The organism is Kitasatospora sp. NPDC001527, from assembly GCF_040298605.1.
GTDB lineage: Bacteria > Actinomycetota > Actinomycetes > Streptomycetales > Streptomycetaceae > Kitasatospora.
This window is the reverse complement of the sequence record NZ_JBEPAM010000006.1, coordinates 135,202-153,877: the sequence shown is the minus strand read 5'-3', so window position 1 is coordinate 153,877 and position 18,676 is coordinate 135,202. Positions and strand designations below refer to the sequence as shown.

General features: G+C 76.4%; 14 protein-coding genes. 7 read left to right on the top strand and 7 right to left on the bottom strand.

Annotation, left to right across the window (positions count from 1 at the left end; translation table 11 throughout):
• Window positions 1-174: 174 nt before the first annotated feature.
• Window positions 175-2,925, bottom strand: coding sequence for a DUF6493 family protein (locus tag ABT238_RS08705; RefSeq protein ID WP_350756218.1), 2,751 nt, complete (start codon window positions 2,923-2,925; stop codon window positions 175-177).
• Window positions 2,922-4,334 (bottom strand): SWIM zinc finger family protein, encoded by a 1,413-nt coding sequence (locus tag ABT238_RS08700; protein WP_350564025.1) that lies wholly within the window; start codon window positions 4,332-4,334, stop codon window positions 2,922-2,924. Before ABT238_RS08700 ends, ABT238_RS08705 begins: the two co-directional genes overlap by 4 nt.
• A gap of 158 nt (window positions 4,335-4,492) precedes the next feature.
• Here ABT238_RS08700 and ABT238_RS08695 point away from each other — a divergent pair, with 158 nt between their 5' ends.
• Window positions 4,493-5,413 carry an acyl-CoA thioesterase gene (locus ABT238_RS08695; protein WP_350564027.1) on the top strand — a complete coding sequence of 307 codons (921 nt, stop codon included), beginning with the start codon at window positions 4,493-4,495 and terminating at the stop codon, window positions 5,411-5,413.
• Between the two features lie 124 nt (window positions 5,414-5,537).
• Window positions 5,538-6,191 (top strand): TetR/AcrR family transcriptional regulator, encoded by a 654-nt coding sequence (locus tag ABT238_RS08690; protein WP_350564029.1) that lies wholly within the window; start codon window positions 5,538-5,540, stop codon window positions 6,189-6,191.
• Between the two features lie 83 nt (window positions 6,192-6,274).
• Here the strand turns inward: ABT238_RS08690 and ABT238_RS08685 are convergent, their stop codons facing one another.
• A complete protein-coding gene (locus ABT238_RS08685; RefSeq protein WP_350756216.1) occupies window positions 6,275-7,594 on the bottom strand; it encodes a sulfite oxidase in 1,320 nt (439 codons plus the stop codon).
• Between the two features lie 380 nt (window positions 7,595-7,974).
• Between ABT238_RS08685 and ABT238_RS08680 the strand changes: the two genes are divergently transcribed.
• The 4 genes from ABT238_RS08680 to ABT238_RS08665 all read left to right on the top strand — a co-directional run bounded on the left by ABT238_RS08680 (window position 7,975) and on the right by ABT238_RS08665 (window position 11,374).
• Window positions 7,975-8,775 carry an alpha/beta fold hydrolase gene (locus tag ABT238_RS08680; protein WP_350756214.1) on the top strand — a complete coding sequence of 267 codons (801 nt, stop codon included), beginning with the start codon at window positions 7,975-7,977 and terminating at the stop codon, window positions 8,773-8,775.
• 49 nt (window positions 8,776-8,824) lie between these two features.
• A complete protein-coding gene (locus ABT238_RS08675; RefSeq protein WP_350564034.1) occupies window positions 8,825-9,199 on the top strand; it encodes a MerR family transcriptional regulator in 375 nt (124 codons plus the stop codon).
• Between the two features lie 197 nt (window positions 9,200-9,396).
• Window positions 9,397-11,040: a BCCT family transporter gene (locus ABT238_RS08670; protein ID WP_350564035.1), complete on the top strand. Its 1,644-nt coding sequence runs from the start codon at window positions 9,397-9,399 to the stop codon at window positions 11,038-11,040.
• Between the two features lie 148 nt (window positions 11,041-11,188).
• On the top strand, window positions 11,189-11,374 hold the full coding sequence (locus tag ABT238_RS08665; RefSeq protein WP_350564036.1) for a hypothetical protein: 186 nt from the start codon (window positions 11,189-11,191) through the stop codon (window positions 11,372-11,374).
• Window positions 11,375-12,140: 766 nt separating this feature from the next.
• Here ABT238_RS08665 and ABT238_RS08660 read toward each other — a convergent pair.
• Window positions 12,141-13,946, bottom strand: coding sequence for a DUF2398 family protein (locus ABT238_RS08660; RefSeq protein WP_350756212.1), 1,806 nt, complete (start codon window positions 13,944-13,946; stop codon window positions 12,141-12,143).
• A gap of 295 nt (window positions 13,947-14,241) precedes the next feature.
• Here ABT238_RS08660 and ABT238_RS08655 point away from each other — a divergent pair, with 295 nt between their 5' ends.
• Entirely contained in the window at window positions 14,242-14,985 is a 744-nt protein-coding gene (locus tag ABT238_RS08655) for a lysoplasmalogenase (RefSeq protein ID WP_350756210.1), read from the top strand.
• Between the two features lie 125 nt (window positions 14,986-15,110).
• Here the strand turns inward: ABT238_RS08655 and ABT238_RS08650 are convergent, their stop codons facing one another.
• From ABT238_RS08650 to ggt, 3 genes are all read right to left on the bottom strand, one after another.
• Window positions 15,111-15,770 (bottom strand): hypothetical protein, encoded by a 660-nt coding sequence (locus ABT238_RS08650; RefSeq protein ID WP_350560640.1) that lies wholly within the window; start codon window positions 15,768-15,770, stop codon window positions 15,111-15,113.
• Window positions 15,771-15,939: 169 nt separating this feature from the next.
• Window positions 15,940-16,743 (bottom strand): exodeoxyribonuclease III, encoded by an 804-nt coding sequence (locus ABT238_RS08645; RefSeq protein WP_350560642.1) that lies wholly within the window; start codon window positions 16,741-16,743, stop codon window positions 15,940-15,942.
• A 125-nt stretch (window positions 16,744-16,868) separates the two neighbouring features.
• Window positions 16,869-18,659, bottom strand: a complete 1,791-nt coding sequence (gene ggt / locus ABT238_RS08640; protein ID WP_350560644.1) for a gamma-glutamyltransferase — start codon at window positions 18,657-18,659, stop codon at window positions 16,869-16,871.
• Window positions 18,660-18,676: the final 17 nt, after the last annotated feature.

The following is an 18,676-nucleotide window of genomic DNA, read 5'->3' as shown; positions in this document are numbered from 1 at the left end:
GTTAAGGAACGCTCGGTCAAGAACGACCGTTCTCAAACATCGGTCCGCGGGAGCGCGCCCCCGGGGCAGTCCGCCCCGGCGGCCGAGGCGCCGGGGCGGAACACACGAGGCCACCGGGCCGGCCGGTGAGCGCGCCGCGCAGGCCCGCCCGAGGGGGGAGTGTGCGGGGGTGGGTCAGGGGGTGGCGAGGAGGTCCCGGAGGGTGCGGGCTTCCTTCAGGAGGCGGCTGGTGCCGGGGCGGGCGGCGGTGTCGGTGACTTCGGGGATCGGGCCGCGGGCGGCGCTGCGGCGGGCGGCGTCGGCGGCGAGGGCGACGAGGTCGGTGGTGCCGCGCGGGGCCTCGCCGCCGAGGAGGGACGGCAGGGCGGCGGCCAGCACGGACCAGACGGTGGTGTGGGCGCCGGTGTCGGCGGCAGCGGTCAGGGCCTGGGCGAGGCGGGTGGGCTTCACCGCGCCGAGCGCCACCAGCTCCCCCAGCTCGCGGCCGAGCATGGCGCCGTCCAGGTCACCACGGGCGGCGAGCACGAGCAGGGCGTCGACGGCGGCGGCGCGGTCCTCCGGGTAGCGGGCGCCCAGGCCGTAGCCGAGGGCGAGGTGCAGGGCGAGCCCGGCCGGGCCGCCGGCCTCGGCGAGCACCACCAGCATCGGCGCGCCACCGCGCCGCTCACGGTCGGCGCAGTCGGCGATCCGGTCCAGCCAGCGGGCGGCCAGCTCCTCGCGGTGGTGCGGCAGCATCGCGGCCCAGTGCGCGGTGGGCTCCCAGAGCCACTCGTTCACCCGGCGGGCCCGGGCCACGCTCGGCTCGGTGCCCTCCAGCAGCGCCCGGAACTCGGCGGGGAGCCGCTCGCGCGCCGGACCGGCCGGCCCGGCGCTGCCCGGCTGGGCGACCGCGACCCGCTTGACCTCCTCCCACCAGCGCTCCGCGTAGCGGTCGGCGTGCGAGGAGCCGGCGCCGGGCGCGAAGAGCACCCGCTCCGAGGGCTGGTCCGGCAGACCGCCGTCGCGCAGCCAGGCGGCCGCCCACCGCCCGGCCGCAGAGGTCAGCCGCCCGGCCGCCGCCCGCACCGCCGGGTCCGCCGTCGGGGCGACCCTCAGCAGCGCGGCGCCCAGGTCGGCCGGCCCGGCCGTGACACCGGCGGCCTCGTACCCCGCGAGCCGCTCGACCAGCGCGGTCGCGGTGATCGCGCCGGTGGCGTCGGTCGGCGTGGCGAGCAGATACGGCGGGCGGTCGGCGGCGACCCGCTCCGCGGCCTCGAGGATCCGGGCGGCCAGCACCTTGCCGTACTCGGTGTTGTGCGTGCCGTGCAGCGGGTTGCGGCCCTTCCTGCGGAAGAGGCCGCCGCCCCGGTGCGGGTCGGCCCGGCCGGCGATCACCGTGGCGAGGTACAGCGCGTCACCGGGACGGCAGTCCCGCCAGCGGCCGACGTCCTGCCACGGGTTCACCCGCAGCACCGGCTCCAGCGCCACGGCGAGCGCCGCCCGGTCGCGGTGGGCGTGCCGGACCAGGCCGTCCAGGACGCGCTCGAAGACGGCGACGTCCGGCTGTTCGGCGGCCAGCAGCACGGCCAGTTCCTCGGCGACCTCGACCGGCGTGGCGAGCGGTGCGCCGAGCGGGGCGGGCACCGGGACGGGCGGCAGCAGTTCGTCCCACGCGGTGTCGTCGTCCCCCGAGCCGCCCACCGGCGCGCCGAAGAGCTCGCTCGCCCGGGCGTGGTGGGCGGGGTTGAGCGCCTCGGCGGCGAGCAGCAGCTCCGGCAGGACGGCCCCGCCGGCGGCCTTGAGCCGCCGGGCGACCACGTTGAGCGCCCGCTCCTGGACGGCGCTGTCGGGGTGGCCGAAGGCCTCGGCGGCCGCCAGCACCACCGGGCCGGACCGCTCGGGCGAGCGCTTGGCGACCTGCTCCAGCCAGGCCAGCTGGGCACGAACCAGCTTCTTCTCGGTGCGGAACAGCACCACCGCCGAGGCCTCGCCGGCCACCTCCGGCTCGATGAGCCCGGCCTCGTCCAGACCGGCGAGCACCTGCTGGGCGTGGCCGGCCAGCACCGAGGGCCCGTCGAGCAGCGCCAGCAGGTCGCGGACCCGGGCCGCGTACTCCTGCGGGGTGGGCGCCAGCGCGGTCAGCACGGCGAGGAACGCGCGCTGGTCGGCGATCTTGCCGCCGCGCACCAGGCGGCCGAGGCAGAGGTCGATCAGCTCCTCGCGCCCGAAGTGCCCGGACTCGGCGAGTCCGGCGATCGCGTCCGGCCAGTTGTCACCCGAACGGGTGGTGTAGGCGCGGTCCAGTGGCCACGCGACATCGTCGAGTTCGAACACCCGGGGCAGCAGGGCGCGGGTGAAGGTGTCCGTCCGCAGCCGCTCCAGCAGGGTGGTGAAGGTGCCGCGCGGGCCGTTCTCCGCCCCGGCCGCCGAGCGCAGCCACTCGGCGGTGAAGTCGTCGGAGGCCGGCACCGCGCAGCCGGTGCGCCGCACCACCCGCTCGATCAGCGGGTAGAGGTCCCAGCTCCAGCCGCTGCCGCGCTTGGCCGCGAGCCGGCCGACCACCTCGATCTGCCACTCCACCGGCTGCGCCTCGACGACGTCGGCGAGGGCCGGGTGACGGGCCCAGGAGCGGCCGCTGAAGTCCCGGGCGCCGATCCAGGTGGCGGCGCCGGCCGCGCCGGGGTGGCAGCCCGCGCCGGCCACCAGCAGCGCGCCCATCCGCTGCTTGGCCTCCCCGGACCAGTCGCCGCGGTTGGTGCGGCGCAGCTCCTTGAGCGCGGGGACGCAGGAGCGCCGCTCGGCCGGCCCGAGCGCGGCGAGCAGCCCCGGCACCTCCCCGGTCCGGCCCTCGCGGACGGCCGCCAGCAGGGCCTCCACCGCCTCGGCCGGCTCCGCGGTCCCCGCCGGCCCCGTGGTCTTCGTGGTCTTCACCGTTCCGGTGCTCATCGCGCCGCTCCCTCCCGCACTTCGCCGACCGTCCCGTCCTGCGTCCGCGCCTCGCGGACCATGCCGACCGCCAGCACGTGCTTGCACGGCCCGCGCCCGCCCCGGTACTTCGCCCACCACAGGCAGGTGCAGCCGACCGCGCCGGCCGCGTCCGTACGCACCCGCTGGACGTGGTCGTCCACCGTGACGAGGGCCGTCGCGCCGCCCTCCTCCAGCCGGACCGCCCCGGCCCCGACCAGCGCGCGGGCTGCCTTCAGCCGCGGGTTGGCCGCCTCCGCGCGCCCCGCGTCGTACGGGAGCTGCCGGTGGAAGTACGCGGCCTCGGCGGCGTCGTAGCCGATCTGCCCGGCGGTGCCGAGCCGGGTGAGCGCGGCCCGCACCCGGGCGGCGTCGAGCCCGGACTGCTCGGCCAGCTCGGCGATCTCGATCCGCGGCTCCCAGGCGAGCAGCGCCGCGACCAGGTCGGCGTCCTGCTCGGCGGTCCCGGTGGCGAGCGCGCCGAGCACCCCGCCCTCACCGCTGAAGCCCCGGGAGGCGTCCGGCGAGAGGGTGAGGGTCAGCCGCATCCCGGGCAGCTCGACCTCCCAGGCGGAGGCCGCCGGGCCGGTGCCGGCGACCGGCGGGCCGTAGACCCGCAGCGCCCGCGCGTGCCGCAGGACCCGCTGCAGGGCGGCCAGCCGCTCGGGCCCGGGCAGGCAGACCGCGCCGGGCACCGGCCGGGTGGTGGGCCGCAGCGTCCGCCCGGCGGGGACCACCCACTGGGCGACCCGGGCGCCGGCCCGCCCGCCGCCGCGCGGCAGCGAGCGCAGGAAGCGGACCGCCTCGGCGGCGGGCAGCTCGGCGCGCAGGTCGAAGCCGGCGGCGGTGACCTGGGTCTCCGCGAAGCCGCGCAGCCAGCGCTCGGGCAGCGGGACCTTCTTCTCGACGACCGGCCCGTCGAAGGTGGTGACCTCCAGGGCGTCCGGGCCGACGGCGAGGTGCAGCGGCTCGGCGGGGCCGATCCGGGTGAGCGCCTCGCGCAGCGGGTTGTTGACGTCGACGTTGGTGGTGCCGTGGCCGATCTCGTCGCCGTCCAGGCCGGCGGCGAGCACGTCGAGGCGGGCGTAGACGCCGCAGCAGCCGGAGAAGGACTCGAAGCGCAGGCGGTCGCCGTTGGCGGTGACCACCGGGTCGAGCGAGGCGCGCAGCTGGGGCTGGTAGTAGCGGGCGGCGGCGACGTCGGCGACGGCGAGCAGCGCGGCGGCGGCCGGCGCGGGCTCGGCCAGGAAGCCCGCGAAGAAGCGCGGGTGGGCGGCCGCGCCCAGGGGCGTGGTGCCACCGGAGGTCTCCAGGGCGAGGCGCCGGCCGGCCTCGCCGTCGAGGACGGCGGACGGGCGCAGATAGGCGTACGCGTGTGCGGATTGCGACATGCCGAGCACGTTAGGTCGGGGCACTGACAATCACCCCCGGGCCACTCCTCGACCCCCTCCCGGTCTTCGAATTATGGAACACGTTCTAGCAAGAATGTTCGCCTTCCGGGTTACCCAGGTCACACCGGCGTACCGCCCGGGTCTGCCACTATGGGCTTGTGACAGAGCTGACCGAACAGGACAGGCGGGCCACCGGCACGGTCGGCCCGTTCGCCGAGCTGCTGTGGATCGAGCGCCTCGACGAGAACACGTTCCGCGGCCACTGCCACGCCGGTGCGCCGATGCGCGCGTTCGGCGGGCACGTCGCCGCGCAGGCGCTGGTGGCGGCCGGGCGGACGATCGGCGCGGACCGCTCGGTGCACTCGCTGCACGGCTACTTCCTGACGCCGGGCGACCCGACCCGCCCCATCGAGTACCGGGTGGACCGGGTCCGCCAGGGCACTTCCTACGCCACCCGGCGGGTGACGGCGGTCCAGCGGGGCGAGGCCGTCTTCAGCCTCTCCGCCTCCTTCAAGCGCCCCGAGCCCGCCGCCGACCGCCACCGCGAGGTGCCCGGGCTGCCCGGCCCCGAGGACCTGCCGGACGCCTTCTCGTTCTGGGACGAGGAGTCCCGGGCCGCGCTGGCCGACAGCGGCTTCGGCGCCCTGGAGCTGCGGTTCGTCCCGCCGGACGCGCCGGGCGTGCCACCGGCCGTGCCCGGCATGCCGCAGCAGTTCGTCTGGCTGCGCACCGGCTCGCCGCTGCCCGCCGACGACCCGCTGCTGCACGTCTGCGCGCTCACCTACCTCTCGGACCTCACGCTCGCCTCGACGGCCGGGCTGCACGTCCAGCCGAACTTCTTCCAGCGCACCGGGCAGCGCGCCGAGCCGCCCCGGCTGCTGATGGCGTCACTCGACCACGCGATGTGGTTCCACCGGCCGTTCCGGGCCGACGAGTGGCTGCTGTTCGCGCAGCGCAGCCCGTCCTCCTCGGACGGGCGCGGGCTGGCGCTCGGCGAGTTCTACGACCGCGAGGGCCGACTGGTGGCCTCCGCCGTCCAGGAGGCGCTGATCCGCGAACGCCTGGTCGCACCGCGCTGAGCCGCGCCCGCACCGGCCGGCCGCCCGCTCCCGCCCCCGCCACCACCCGGTGGCCGGGGGGCGAACGGCGGGCGGCCGGTCGGCGTCATATTCCTGAGCGGCCCCGGCCCGTATCATGGTGCGGGTGACCAAGGTTGACCTGTCACCACGACCGGTGGAGGCGATGTCTCCGCGTCAGCTCGAACGCCGCGAAAGCCTGATCGCGGCCGCGCTCGCCCTGGTGAACGAGATCGGCGTCGAACGGCTGCAGATGAAACAGGTCTGCGAGCGGTCCGGAGTCGCCCTGGGGACGGCGTACCGCTACTTCTCCTCCAAGGACCACCTGCTGGCGGCGGCGATCGCCGAATGGCACCGGCTCCTGCTGGCCGACCTGGTGGCGGAGCTGCGCGGACCGCGTGCGGGCCTCGGCGCCACCGACCGGGTGGCGCGGTTCGTGCGCGGCGGCATGCGGGCCTACCAGCGCCAGCCCGAGCTGGCCCGGCTGCGGGTCGCCGTCGCCGCCTCCACCGACCCCTTCGCCAGCGAGGCCCTGCAGGGCATGGCCCGGGCCGACAGCACGGCGCTCCAGGCGGTGATGGCCGACGAGGTGCCGGCCGCCGCGAGCGACCTGGTGCGGCACATCGTCGGCCACGCCTGGCAGGGCGAGCTGACCGCCTGGGTGACCGGCCGCACCACGCTCGGCGACGCCCGGCGGCGGCTGGAGGACGTGGTGCGGCTGGTGCTGACCCCCTACGAGCCCGCCTACCCGGCCCCGTACGAGGTCCCGTCCAACGTCTGACGGACGGCGGGACCGCGGGATGGCGGGACGGCGAACGGCGGGACGGCGAACGGGGCGGCCCGAGCGGTCGGGGCTCCGACGGCTCAGGCCGCCGTCACCGGGTGGACCACCACCGCGTCGAACAGGTAGCCCTCGCGGTTGAACACCGCCGTCTCGGGCTGGGTGCCGCCCAGGCGGTCGGTCGCCCGCGCCCGCAGCTCGTACCGGCCGGGCCGCTCCGGGCGCCAGTCGACGTGCCAGCGCGTCCAGTCGCCGTACCGCGGCTCGTCGCGCAGCTCGGCGCGCCGCCAGCGCCGGCCGCCGTCGACCGACACCTCGACCCGGCGCACCGGGGCCGCGCCCGACCACGACCGGCCGTGCAGCCGGTGCGTGCGGCCGGCCGGCAGGACGGCGTCGCGGGCCAGCTCGAAGGCGCTCTTCACCACCTGCGTGGTGAGCGGGGCGCTGCCGCCGGGCGGGTAGTCGGGGCCGAACAGGCGGTAGGAGTCGGTGTTCCACGGCGAGAACAGCGGCCGGTCGGCGACCTCGACGGTACCGACCCACTTGATCGAGGCGATCCCGACCCAGCCCGGCACCACCACCCGGACCGGCGCGCCGTGGTCGGGGGTCAGCGGCTCGCCGTTCATCTCGTAGGCGAGCAGCACGTCGTCGAGCGCCTTGGCGACCGGCAGCGGCCGGCGGACCCGGCCGAGTCCGACCCCGCCGACCACCGGCTCCGGGTCGAGGCCGGCGGGCATCACGTCCACCGCGTCCGCCGTCAGGCCCGCCCGGCGCAGCACCTCCGCCAGCCGCACCCCGCGCCAGCGGGCCGAGCCGATCCCGCCGAGCGTCCACGGGGTGCCGGGCACGCTCTGGTGCTGCTGGCCGGTGAAGAAGCTGCGGCCGTTGCCGGCGCACTCGATCAGCGCCGTCGTCGTGTGGGACGGCAGGGCGCGCAGCTCCGCGAGCGAGAACTCGACCGGGCGCTCGGCGGTCGGGGCGCCGCGCAGGCCACTGCCGAAGAGCCTGAGCCGCCAGGTGCCGGCGTCGATCAGCGGGGTGCTGGTGTGGTTGCGGACGAAGAACCGCTCCACCGGGACATGCCGCCCCACCGGCCGGCCGTCCGCGCCGGCGCGCAGCGCGTCGAACCGCATCTCGGCGTTGGTCCCGCGCGGCACGAACCACTCGGCGGGCAGCGGCTTGACGATCCCGGGCACCGGCCCGGCCGTCGGCCCGGCCGCCGGGGGCGGGGCGGCGGCGGGACCGGCCGGGGCGGCGGCGGCGCGCCGCGCCCCGGTCAGTACGCCCGCGGCCGGGGCGGCGGCCCCGACGGCGAGGAGTCGCAGCAGCTCACGGCGTTCCCAGCCGTCTCGGCGGCCGGCCGTCGGCTGGTGGGCGGCTTCCGAGGGGATGTCTGCGGACATCGGCACACTCCCGTTCGCGTCATGGTGATGATGGGGACGACGGTCGCTGTCGGAGCCGTGGTCACGGCCCGGGTCTGCCGCACGGGCGGCCGCGGACGCCCGGCGGCGAGCGCGGGCTCAGCGACAGCGGCGACAGCTGAGGCAACAGCCGCGACAGCGGCCGCGACGGGACCGGACGGGCGCGCCCGCGGCGCCGGCGGCGGCCGAGGGCCGCCCGGCGGGTATCACGGCGCGGCATCCCCCGGTCACGCTCGGATCATAGGCGCGCCACCGACGCCGCGTCAGGCGATCCCGGGGCTTGACCCTGACACCGGTGTGAACTCCTACCGTGCGGAGCGGGCCGACCGGCCCGAACCGCCCAACCGAACAGGAGCACCGCCATGGCCGCCTCCCCCGCCCCCGCCGCGCCCCTCGCCGCCGTCGTCCGGGGCACCGGCCCCGGACTGCTGCTCGCCCACGGCGCCGGCGGCAGCGCCCGCGACAACTGGGGCCCACTGCTCGACGACCTCGCCGCCCACCGCACCGTCGTCGCCCCCGACTACCCCGGCTCCGGCGACAGCCCCGACGAGCCGGGCACGCGGCACTCGCTCGACGAACTGGCCGACCGCCTGGTGGCCGCCGCCGACGCGGCCGGTCTCGCCGACTTCGACCTCGCCGGCTACTCCCTCGGCGCCGCCGTCGCCGTCCGGATCGCCACCCGCCACCCCGGCCGGGTCCGCTCCCTGCTGCTGCTCGCCGGCCTGGCCGGCGGCTCGCGGCGGTTCCGGCTGCTCGCCGACCAGACCGTCGCCCTGAGCGCGCACCCCGCGCTGTTCGCCGACCACTCGCTGACCGTGGGCTTCGGCCGCAGCTGGGTGGACGCGCTGCCCGCCGCCCGGCTCGCCGAGCTGCGCGCCGCCCTGACCGCCGCGCCGGTCCCGGCGGGCATCGGCTGGCAGTTCGGGCTCGGCGCGGACGCCGACGTCCGCGCCGAGCTGGCCGGCGTCGGCGTGCCGACCCTGGTCGTCTCCACCACCGAGGACGACCTGGTGGCGCCGCAGCAGCACCGCGCCCTGGCCCAGGGCATCCCCGGCGCCCGGCTGGCCGAGCTGACGTCCGGCCACCTGCCGATGGTGGAGCGGCTTCCCGAGCTGCGGAAGCTGGTGCTGGACTTCCTCACGGACACCGCCGCCCGGGGCTGACGGGCCCGCGGAGGGGAACACCCGGCGGGGGCGGCGGCGTTCACCGACCATGCGCATCGGAGAACTCGCCCGCCTGACCGGGGTGTCCACCCGTCTGCTGCGGTACTACGAGGAGCAGGGCCTGATCGAACCCACCCGTTCGGCGGCCGGCTACCGCGAGTACGGCGCGGGCGACACCGTCCGGGTCCGCCAGATCCGCAGCCTGCTCGCGGCGGGCCTGTCCACCCGGGTGATCGCGCAGATCCTCCCCTGCGCGACCGGACCGGTCCCCGCCCTGGAGGCCTGCCCCGAACTGCTCGGCACCCTCCGCGGCGAACTGGCCGAGCTCGACGCGCGCATCGACGAGCTGAGCCGCAGCCGGGACGCCCTGGCCGGGTACCTGGACGCCGCCCTGCCGCCGTCCCGCCCGTACGCGGTCGCCTGACGTCCGGCGTACGACGTCCGGCGTACGACGTCCGACATCTGACGTCCGACATCTGACGCCTGTTCAGGTCACACCTCTTCGGCGTGCCCTGCCCGCCCTCCCGGCGAGAACTGGACATAGTACGACATGTATCCCCTTTCCGATCATGTCGTCGCCGTATTGCCGTCGGCCTGCCAGTTCGCCGCGAGAGGTACCCCATGACCAGTCAGCCGCCCGAGCCGCCCGACGAACCCGCCGCCACCCTCCCCGTCGACCGGGTCGTGTTCGGGGTCGGCGCCGTCGCCGTGCTCGGGGTCGTCGCCTGGGGCGTCTTCGCCGAGGACTCCCTCGGCCGGACCTCCGGGACCGCCCTCGGCTGGGTCCTGCACAACTTCGGATGGCTCTTCGTCGTCGCCGCCGACGTCTTCCTCGCCCTGACCGTCCTGCTCGCCTTCAGCCGGTTCGGCCGGATCCGGCTCGGGCGCGACGACGACGAGCCGGAGTTCTCCACCACCGCCTGGGTCGCCATGATGTTCAGCGCGGGCATGGGCATCGGCCTGATGTTCTACGGCGTCGGCGAACCGCTCCAGCTGTTCGCCGCCCCGCAGCCCGGCTCCGGCCTCGAACCCGAGTCGGCGGCCGCCGCCCAGCAGGCACTGGAGTTCTCGCTCTTCCACTGGACCCTGCACCCCTGGGCGATCTACGCCGTCGGCGGCCTCGCGCTCGCCTACACCACCTTCCGCAAGGGCCGGGGCAACCGGATCTCCGCCGCGTTCGTCCCGCTGATCGGCGAGCGCGGCGCCAACGGCTGGAAGGGCCGGGCGATCGACCTGCTCGCCGTGTTCGCGACCGTCTTCGGCTCCGCCACCAGCCTCGGCCTCGGCGCCCTCCAGGTGGCCGACGGCCTCGGCTACATCTCCGACGTCAACAACAGCGAGCGCACCCAGCTGGTGATCATCGGCGCGCTCACCGCCGCCTTCGTGCTCTCCGCCTTCTCCGGCGTGCACCGGGGCGTCAAGTGGCTCTCCACCGCCAACGTCGTGCTGGCCTCGCTGATCATGGTCTTCGTCTTCCTCGTCGGCCCGACCGTGTTCGTGCTGGACACCGTCCCCTCGACCGTCGGCGGCTACCTCTCCGACCTGCTCGTCATGTCCTCCCAGACCGGTGCCTTCACCGACGAGGAGTGGCTCGGCACCTGGACCATCTTCTACTGGGCCTGGTGGCTGTCCTGGGCACCGTTCGTCGGCACCTTCATCGCCCGGATCTCGCGCGGCCGCACCGTGCGGCAGTTCCTGCTCGGCGTGCTGCTGGTGCCCAGCGGGGCCACCGTCTTCTGGTTCTGCGTGATGGGCGGCACCGCGATCCGGCTGGACAGCACCGGCGCCGCCGACCTCGTGGCGACCATCCCGCGCGGCGCCGAGGCCTCGCTGTTCGAGATGCTGCGGGCCCTTCCGGGAGGCGCGGTCACCAGCGTGATCGCGGTGCTGCTGGTGATGACCTTCTTCATCACCAGCGCCGACTCCGCCTCGCTGGTGCTCGGCTCGCTCTCCAGCCGCGGCTCGCTGCACCCGCGCACCTGGCTGGTGGTCGTCTGGGGCGTGCTGATGGGCGGCGTCGCGGCCGCGCTGCTGCTGGCCGGCGGGCTCACCGCGCTGCAGAACGCCACCATCCTGGTCGCGCTGCCGTTCGTCGCGGTGATGCTGCTGCTGTGCGTGGCCCTGGTGAAGGAACTGCGCGCCGATCCGTCCGCCGGCCCCTCCCGCTTCCACCCCGCGCACGGCCTGCGGGACGCCGTCCGGGTCGCGGTCGGCGAGGCCCTGGCCGATGTCCGCCGGGGCAACCGGCATCCCCCGAACGGGTGAAAAACCGCTCCCCGGGAGGATCGGCCCGTCACCTCCCGGGGGGCTTGACCTGCGACGTTGCACATGGCGCCCAAGCCGACGCCCACCTCCCATCCGGACTTCACCCGCATGTAGCGACCGTTCACACCGCCCTGGAAGCCTCCGTGTCATGAACGCCAACCCTCCGGCGACCCTCCAGGAACCGCGCTTCCCCCTGCCCAAGCGCCACCGCCGCTTCCTGGCCAGCGCCGCCGTCCTCGCCTCCGTCGCCCTCGGCACCCTCGGCGTCGGCGCCACCGTCGAAGCCGTCCAGCACGGCACCGTCGCCACGGCCACCGCCACCGTGCGGAGGTAGACGGCCGGCACCCGCCGACAGACCGGCGCGCGGGGATGCCCCCTCGCCCACGGCCTCCGGCACCCCGGCCCGCCCGGCGCGGCGGCCCCCGAGCAAGCCGCCCCACACAGCGGCGCCACCCGACCGGCCGACGCCACCACATCCGGCCCACCGGTGTGCTCCCTCGGCCCCACGTCCAAGGCATCGGCCGATCCCGGCCCCGGCGAACCCGATCCGCCAGGAACCGACTCGATCCGGTGATCCGTCAGCGAGCTCATCGGTGTCCGCCTTGATCGGGGTGTCCACCGAGTTCACGACACTCCCGCGATGGTCGTCCGATGCGAAGGCGAGCACCCGGCTCGGGGCAGCGAACCCGAGCGGGCGGCCCCCCGGGCGGCGGTGAGGTCCGGGGTGGCCAGGACAGGCGGGCAGCCGAGGTCGGGCAGGGGCGGGATTGTGAAGCCCCGGGCCGGCAAACCGGGGCTCCTCGGGCGGCCGTGGTACCCGCGACACGGCGCGCCCGTCCGGCCGGCTGACCGGCCCGGGGCGGAAGGTCCGCAGCAGGAGCGGCCACCGACGCCGAGGCGGGGCCAGTCGCCGTCGGGCAGGGTGCATCAGGGATCGGCGCCGACCGGTGGCCGGGCAGTCGTGATGCCCGGGTCGCACGGGAAAGGCGCGGGGCGGGACGCAGCCGCCGTCAGCCGGAGCAGCTTCCCCGGGGCGGGCCGGCGGCGCGGCTGCGCGCCCGGCCGGGGGAGGCGCACCGGGCCCGGGGAGGTGGTGGCAGTCAGGCCGGGAGGCCGGCGTGGGGGGTGGCGGGGGCGGGGATGGTGAGGTCGGGGTCGCGGCGGGAGTGGCGGCCGGTCCCCGGGGCGGGGAGGAGGTCGGGGGCCGGGGCGTAGCGGGCGGCGGGGGCGCGCAGGAGCCAGCCCGAGGGACGGGTGGTGATCAGGCCCATCCGGTGGAGCAGGTCGAGGGCGTCGCGGCGCAGGGCGGTGCGGTCGGCGAGGTAGTCGCGGCGCCAGCCGGACGGGAGGCCGTACTCGTCGGCGATGTCGCCGAGCACGCCGTCTATCAGCGCGTCCGGGACGGGCACGTCGGCGCCGGTGGTCTCGCCGGGCAGCGGGCGGACCTCCTCGACCAGCCGCTCGACCAGCAGCAGGGCGGCCTGGGCGGCCGTCCCGGCGCCGGACAGGGCGAGGTCGGTGAGTTCCTCCGCCGGGTCGAGGAGGGCGACGCCCTCGGCCCGCTGCTCCGCCTCCAGGCCGAGGAACTCGGCGAGCGCGGCGGGGCCGGAGTACCGGTGGTCGCGCAGCCAGGCGCGCTGGTCCTCGGGCAGGTCGGCGGTCAGGACGGCCGGGGTCTCGGCGAGGCGGCGGCGGACGGCGGTGCCGGGCTCGGCCTCGGCGGCGTGGCGGATCAGGTCGGCGGCGTCGTCGGCGAGCGCGGGCGGGCCGGCCGGGACGGCGCGGGCCAGCTCCCGGTCGACCGTCAGGACGGCGGACGCGTCGGTGAGGTCGGCCGGGACGTCGGCGAGCACCTGCCAGTCGGCGAGCACGGCGAGCGCCATGGCGAGGTCGGAGGGGTCGGAGAGGTCGCCGGTCCCCGTGGCCGGGCCGGGGTCGGCGTTGTCCATCGCGGCCAGCAGGCGGCCGAGCGGGAGCTGTTCGGGGGCGTCGACGAGCAGGGCCAGCGCGAGGGCGAGCCGGGTGTAGCCGCCGGGGGTGAACGGGGCTCCGGTGGCGGGGTGTTCGAGGCGGCGGACGGCGCCGGGGCCGGGGCCGGCCTTGTGCAGCCGGGCGTGCCAGGGGCCGACCACCAGGGGGTAGCCGAGCAGGGTGTCGAAGCGCTCGGCGAGCCAGTCGCGGTGACGGCGGATCAGCGGGAAGCCGTCCGCGTGCGGTCCGGAGGCGGTGACCAGCGGGTGGGCGAGGAGCAGCCGGGCGGCGATCCGGCGTTCGGCGGCGGTGGTCGCGGCGGAACGATCCTGCGGTACGAGGGGGACGGCGCCCCGGGAACGCTCGGGCCTTCGGTGCCGCCCGGGCTTGCCCTGCTTGACGCCCGACAGGACGACGGGCAGGGCGGCGGCGTCGCGGCGGGCGCGGCGCAGACCGGGGGCGGTGCGCGGTTCGCGGGCGCGCGGCGGCGCGGGCGTGTGCGCGGTGGGGCCGTGCCACCAGCTGACCTCGTCGCCGGACGCTCCGCCGGACGTTCCGCCGGACGGCTCGGCGGCGGCGCCGAAGTGACGGGCCGGGTAGAGGCCGAAGGCGGCGGCGCAGAGGTCGTCGGCGGTGCCGGGGGCGGCTTCGGCGAACCAGCGCGCGAGCCGCAGCAGCCCGGGGTCGGGCGACAGCTCCCCGGGCAGGAGTCCCTCGGGCGACAGCTCCCCGGGTGGCACGGCCGCGGCGTCGGCGTCCTGCGGGGCGTCAGCACCGGCCGCGCCACCCGGTACGGGGCCGGCCCCGGGACCGCGAGCGGGTTCGCGTACGACGACGACGGCGTCGGTGGTGCTCCGCCCCGCCCCGCCCGTGCGCCCGTCCGACGTGCCACCGGCCGTCCGTGCGGCGCCGGTCGCGTACTCCTGCTGCTTCATGTCGGGGACCAGACTAGACGCTGGGCGCGGCCCTCGCTGGCAGCCGCCCGGCGCGCGGCGACATCCGGCCGGACGGCGCGCCGGCCCCGACCGGGCCCCTGCCGATCCCCCACTGATCCCCTACCGATCCCCGACCGGGTCACCACCGGACGGCGGGTCGTCACCCCGGTGACCCCACCGGACCTACGCACCGGTAACAATCTCTTCCGAACCCCCGTTCCGGTCCCCTATCGTGCCCGGCACGGGCCGACCGCCCCGCAGCCCACTCCCCCACCCACCCGGAGGACACCGCCGTATGAGCATCCGTACGACCACCCGCGCCGTTCTCGGCGGCCGGCTGCGCTCGGCCTCCGGGCTGCTCGCCGGCTTCGCCACCACCTCGGCGGCCCACCTGGGGGCGCTGCTGACCGACACCCAGGTGCTGCGGCACGCCACCAAGCCGGCGCTGATGCCGCTGCTGGCCGCGCAGAGCCTCGCCAGTGCCGCCGCGGCCGGCCGGCAGGCGCCCAGGCTGCTCGCGCCGGCGCTGCTGCTGAGCGCGGGCGGCGACGTGCTGCTGCAGCTGGGCCAGGACCCGGCGTTCCTGGCCGGAATGGGCTCGTTCGCGGCGGCGCACGTCTGCTACGTGACGATGTTCGTCGGCCAGGGCGCGCTGACCGACCGGCGCCGGACGCTGGTGGTCGCGGCGGCGTACGCGACGGCCTGGGCGTCGATGGTGAGCCTGCTCTGGCCGGATCTCGGGGACCTGCGGATCCCGGTGGCCGGGTACAGCCTGCTGCTCGCCTCGACGGCGGTGACCTCGGCCGGGCTGAACCTCCGGACCGGGCTCGGCGGGGCGCTGTTCCTGCTCTCCGACACCCTGATCGCCACCAAGCTCGCCAAGTGGCGGGAGCTGCCGGGCCACGAGGTCTGGATCATGGCCACCTACATCCTGGCGCAGTACCTGCTGGCGACCGGCGCACTGCGCGCGGCCGAGGCGCAGGAGGAGCGGGAGGCCCAGGAGTTCGGCTCGGCCCTCCGGGCCCGCGGCGCGGTCTGACGGGACGGCCGCACGGCACGGCCGCACGGCACCGCCCCATCGCGCGCGGGTGCCGCCGGACGGCGTGTCCGGCGGCACCCGCGCGCTCAGGCGCGTCACTCAGGCGCGTGGCTCAGGCGCGTGGCTCAGGCGGAGCCCGCGCCGGCCCGCCGCCGCAGCAGCCAGAAGCCGCCGACGCCGCCCGCGACCAGCAGCGCGCCGCCCGCCAGCTCCGCCGGGTCGGCCGCGATCGAGCCGCCCAGGCCCGTGTTCGCCGCGCCGTGCGGGCCGACCTGCTGGCTGCCGGCTCCGGACTGCCCGAGCGAGCCCGCCCACTCGCCGGCCGCCTCGCTCCACCCGCCGATGCCGGAGGGCGCGGACCCGCCCGAGGTACCGCTGTGGGCGCCGCCGACGGCACCGCCGGAGGAGCCCCCGGAGGTGGAGACCGACACCGTGGTCACCGTGACGCTGGTGGCGAAGGCGGCGCCGTTCGGGCACGTCCCGTCGACCTTGTTGTCACCGCCGTACTTGTCGGCGAGCCGGGCGGAGCCGGTGTGCTTGCCGTCCGAGCCGAGCGTGAGGGTGGCCGGGCCGCCCTCGAAGGCGGGCGAGTTGGCGGTGATCGTCTTGGCCTCGGGCTTCTCGGACTTCTCACAGGCGACCGTGACCGTCACGGTCTGGCCCGGTGCGGCCTGGGACGGGCTGACCGAGGCCGCGCCGTCCTTGGCCGACGCGAGCGGGGCCGTCAGGCCGGTCAGCAGCGTCGCGCCGATCAGGGCGGTGGCGGCCGTACGCGTGGGGCGCATACCGGAACCTCCGGGATTCTCTCGGGCGCGGCCGGGGACTCCGACGTCCACGTGCTCGAACAACCGCACCCGGTCACTCACCGACGGTAGGCACCCGTTCCACGCCCGGCCACCGCTCTCGCCCGTTCGGGCGAGAGCCGGCCACCGCGGGTGACGGGAGGGACGCCCGTCAGAGGTCCAGGTCCACGACGACGGGCGCGTGGTCCGAGGTGCCCTTGCCCTTGCGCGCCTCGCGGTCGACGTAACTGTCCGTAACGGCGTCCACGAAGGGCTTGTTGGCGTAGGTGAGGTCGATCCGCATGCCGCGGTTCTTCGGGAAGGCCAGCTGGCGGTAGTCCCAGTAGGTGTAGGGGCGGTCGTACTTCAGCGGGCGCGGCATGACGTCGTGCAGCCCGGAGGCCTCCAGGGCGGCGAGGGCGGCCCGCTCGGCGGGGGTGACGTGGGTGAGGCCCTCGAAGGCGGCCACGTCGAAGACGTCCTCGTCGGTCGGGGCGATGTTGAAGTCGCCGAGGACGGCGAACGGGCGCTCGCCGGCCGCGTCCGCCACCGAGGCGCGGCGCAGCGCCTCCAGCCACTCCAGCTTGTAGCGGTAGTGGGCGTGGTCGACCTCGCGGCCGTTGGGCACGTAGACCGACCAGACCCGGACCGGGCCGCAGGTGGCGGCGACGGCGCGCGGCTCGACGTCGGGCAGCAGGGCGTCGTCGGCGAGGTAGCCGGGCTGCTCGGGCAGGTCGCGGACGACGTCGTCGAGGCCGATCCGGGAGACGATCGCCACGCCGTTCCAGCGGCCGGTGCCGTGCGCGGCGGTCTCGTAGCCGAGCTCGCGCACCGGCTCGTAGGGGAAGGCGTCGGCGGCGCACTTGAGCTCCTGGAGGCAGAGCACGTCGGGCTTGGCGCTCTCCAGCCATTCGAGGAGCTTGGGCAGCCGCGCGGTGACGGAGTTGATGTTCCAGGTGGCGATGCGGACGGTCACGGCGGGCGGCCTTCCCGGTGGCGGTTCGGTACGGACGGTCGGTACGGACGGTAAGGGGTGGGCGCCACGTGGACGCCCACCCCGAATCTACCGAACGGCACCGACAGCGCCGCCCGCCCGCACGCTCACGGCGCGGGCCGCACCACCGCCGCCGAGCCGCCGCCGCGGCGCACCGGTTCGGCGGCGGCGACCCAGCGGCCGTCCGGCAGCCGCTCGACGCCGGTCGCCGCGCCGATCTCCGGCGTGGCGGTGAACACGTGGCCGAGCGCCTCCAGCCGGGCCCGTTCGGGCAGCGACAGGAAGGCCGGCTCGGCCTGGGTGGCGGCGGTGTTGCGCTGGCTGGCGCGCGGCGCGGCGATCGCCTGCTCCAGGCTCAGCCCCCGGTCGAGGCGGCCGAGCAGCACCTGGAGGGTGGTGGTGATGATGGTGGCGCCGCCGGGCGAGCCGGCCGCCAGCAGGGGCTCGCCGTCGCGCAGCACGATGGTCGGCGAGAGCGAGGAGCGCGGCCGCTTGCCGGGGCCGGGCAGGTTGGGGTCGGGCACCCCGGGGAAGAGCGGGGTGAAGTTGAAGTCGGTCAGCTCGTTGTTGAGCAGGAAGCCGCGGCCGGGGACGGTGATGCCGCTGCCGCCGGTCTGCTCCAGGGTCAGGGTGTAGGAGACGACGTTGCCCCAGCGGTCGGCCACGGTGAGGTGGCTGGTGCTCAGGCCCTCGTAGGGCTCGGCGGCGGGCGCCGGGGCGGCGTCCGGGCAGCCGGCCGGGTGGCGCGGGTCACCGGGGGCGACCGGGCTGGTGAGCGCGCGGTCCGGGCTGATCAGGCAGGCGCGGGAGGCCGCGTAGCGCGCGGACAGCAGTTCCTTGACCGGGACGTCGTTGAACGCAGGGTCGCCGACCCAGCGGTTGCGGTCGGCGAAGGAGAGCCGCGAGGCCTCCAGGAAGTGGTGGTAGTACTGCGTGGCGTCGTAGTCGGCGACCTCGCCGTCCTCCAGGATGCCGAACGCCTCGCCGACGGTGGTGCCGCCGGAGCTGGAGGGGGCGATCGAGTAGACGTCGTAGTCCCGGTAGGCGACGTGGGTGGGCTGCTGGCGGCGGACCCGGTAGCCGGCCAGGTCGGCGGCGTCCACCTGGCCGGGGCGGGCGATCCGGCCGGAGGCGGGGTCGACCGGCGGGTGCTGGATGGTGCGCACGACGTCCTCGCCGATCGCGCCCCGGTACAGCGCCGCGGTGCCCTCCTTGCCGAGCTGGCGGTAGGTGGCGGCCAGGTCGGGGTTGCGGAAGGTGGAGCCGACGACCGGGAGCGCGCCGCCGGGCAGGAAGAGCTCGGCGGTGTCGGGGAAGTCCTTGAACCGGGCCTGGTTGAGCGCGGTCTGGTCCTGGAAGGTCTGGTCGACGGTGAAGCCCTGCTCGGCGATCCGCTGGGCGGGCTTCAGCACCTCGGCGAAGTCGCGCCGGCCCCAGAGCCCGACCGCGGTCTCCCAGGTGGCCGGTGAGCCCGGGACGCCGACCGACAGGCCGCTGGTGACGGCGTCGGCGAACGGCAGCGGCTTGCCGTCCTCCAGGAAGAGCGAGGTGTCGGCCTTGCGGGAGGCGGTCTCCCGGCCGTCGATGGTGTGCACCCGGCCGGTGGCGTGGTCGTAGTAGACGAAGTACCCGCCGCCGCCGATCCCGGCCGAGTAGGGCTCGGTGACACCGAGCGCCGCCGCGACCGCGACCGCCGCGTCCACGGCGTTGCCGCCCTTGCGCAGGACCTCGATGCCGGCCGCCGTGGCGTCGGCGTCCACGCTGGCCACCGCCCCGCCCCAGCCGACCGCCTCGGGCACCTTGGCCGGCGGCGGCGCCGCCCCGGCGGGTCCGGCGGTGGACCACACCAGGGCGGTGGCGAGCAGGAGCGGCGGGGCGATCCGGGCCAGTGCTCTCATCCGATACTCCTCTGAGT

Excerpts from the sequence above, each read along its gene's own strand:
- ABT238_RS08705 (WP_350756218.1), bottom strand. The coding sequence starts at position 2,925 with ATGAGCACCGGAACGGTGAAGACCACGAAGACCACGGGGCCGGCGGGG.
- ABT238_RS08700 (WP_350564025.1), bottom strand. The coding sequence starts at position 4,334 with ATGTCGCAATCCGCACACGCGTACGCCTATCTGCGCCCGTCCGCCGTC.
- ABT238_RS08685 (WP_350756216.1), bottom strand. The coding sequence starts at position 7,594 with ATGTCCGCAGACATCCCCTCGGAAGCCGCCCACCAGCCGACGGCCGGC.
- ABT238_RS08680 (WP_350756214.1), top strand. The coding sequence starts at position 7,975 with ATGGCCGCCTCCCCCGCCCCCGCCGCGCCCCTCGCCGCCGTCGTCCGG.
- ABT238_RS08675 (WP_350564034.1), top strand. The coding sequence starts at position 8,825 with ATGCGCATCGGAGAACTCGCCCGCCTGACCGGGGTGTCCACCCGTCTG.
- ABT238_RS08670 (WP_350564035.1), top strand. The coding sequence starts at position 9,397 with ATGACCAGTCAGCCGCCCGAGCCGCCCGACGAACCCGCCGCCACCCTC.
- ABT238_RS08665 (WP_350564036.1), top strand. The coding sequence starts at position 11,189 with ATGAACGCCAACCCTCCGGCGACCCTCCAGGAACCGCGCTTCCCCCTG.
- ABT238_RS08660 (WP_350756212.1), bottom strand. The coding sequence starts at position 13,946 with ATGAAGCAGCAGGAGTACGCGACCGGCGCCGCACGGACGGCCGGTGGC.
- ABT238_RS08655 (WP_350756210.1), top strand. The coding sequence starts at position 14,242 with ATGAGCATCCGTACGACCACCCGCGCCGTTCTCGGCGGCCGGCTGCGC.
- ABT238_RS08650 (WP_350560640.1), bottom strand. The coding sequence starts at position 15,770 with ATGCGCCCCACGCGTACGGCCGCCACCGCCCTGATCGGCGCGACGCTG.
- ggt (WP_350560644.1), bottom strand. The coding sequence starts at position 18,659 with ATGAGAGCACTGGCCCGGATCGCCCCGCCGCTCCTGCTCGCCACCGCC.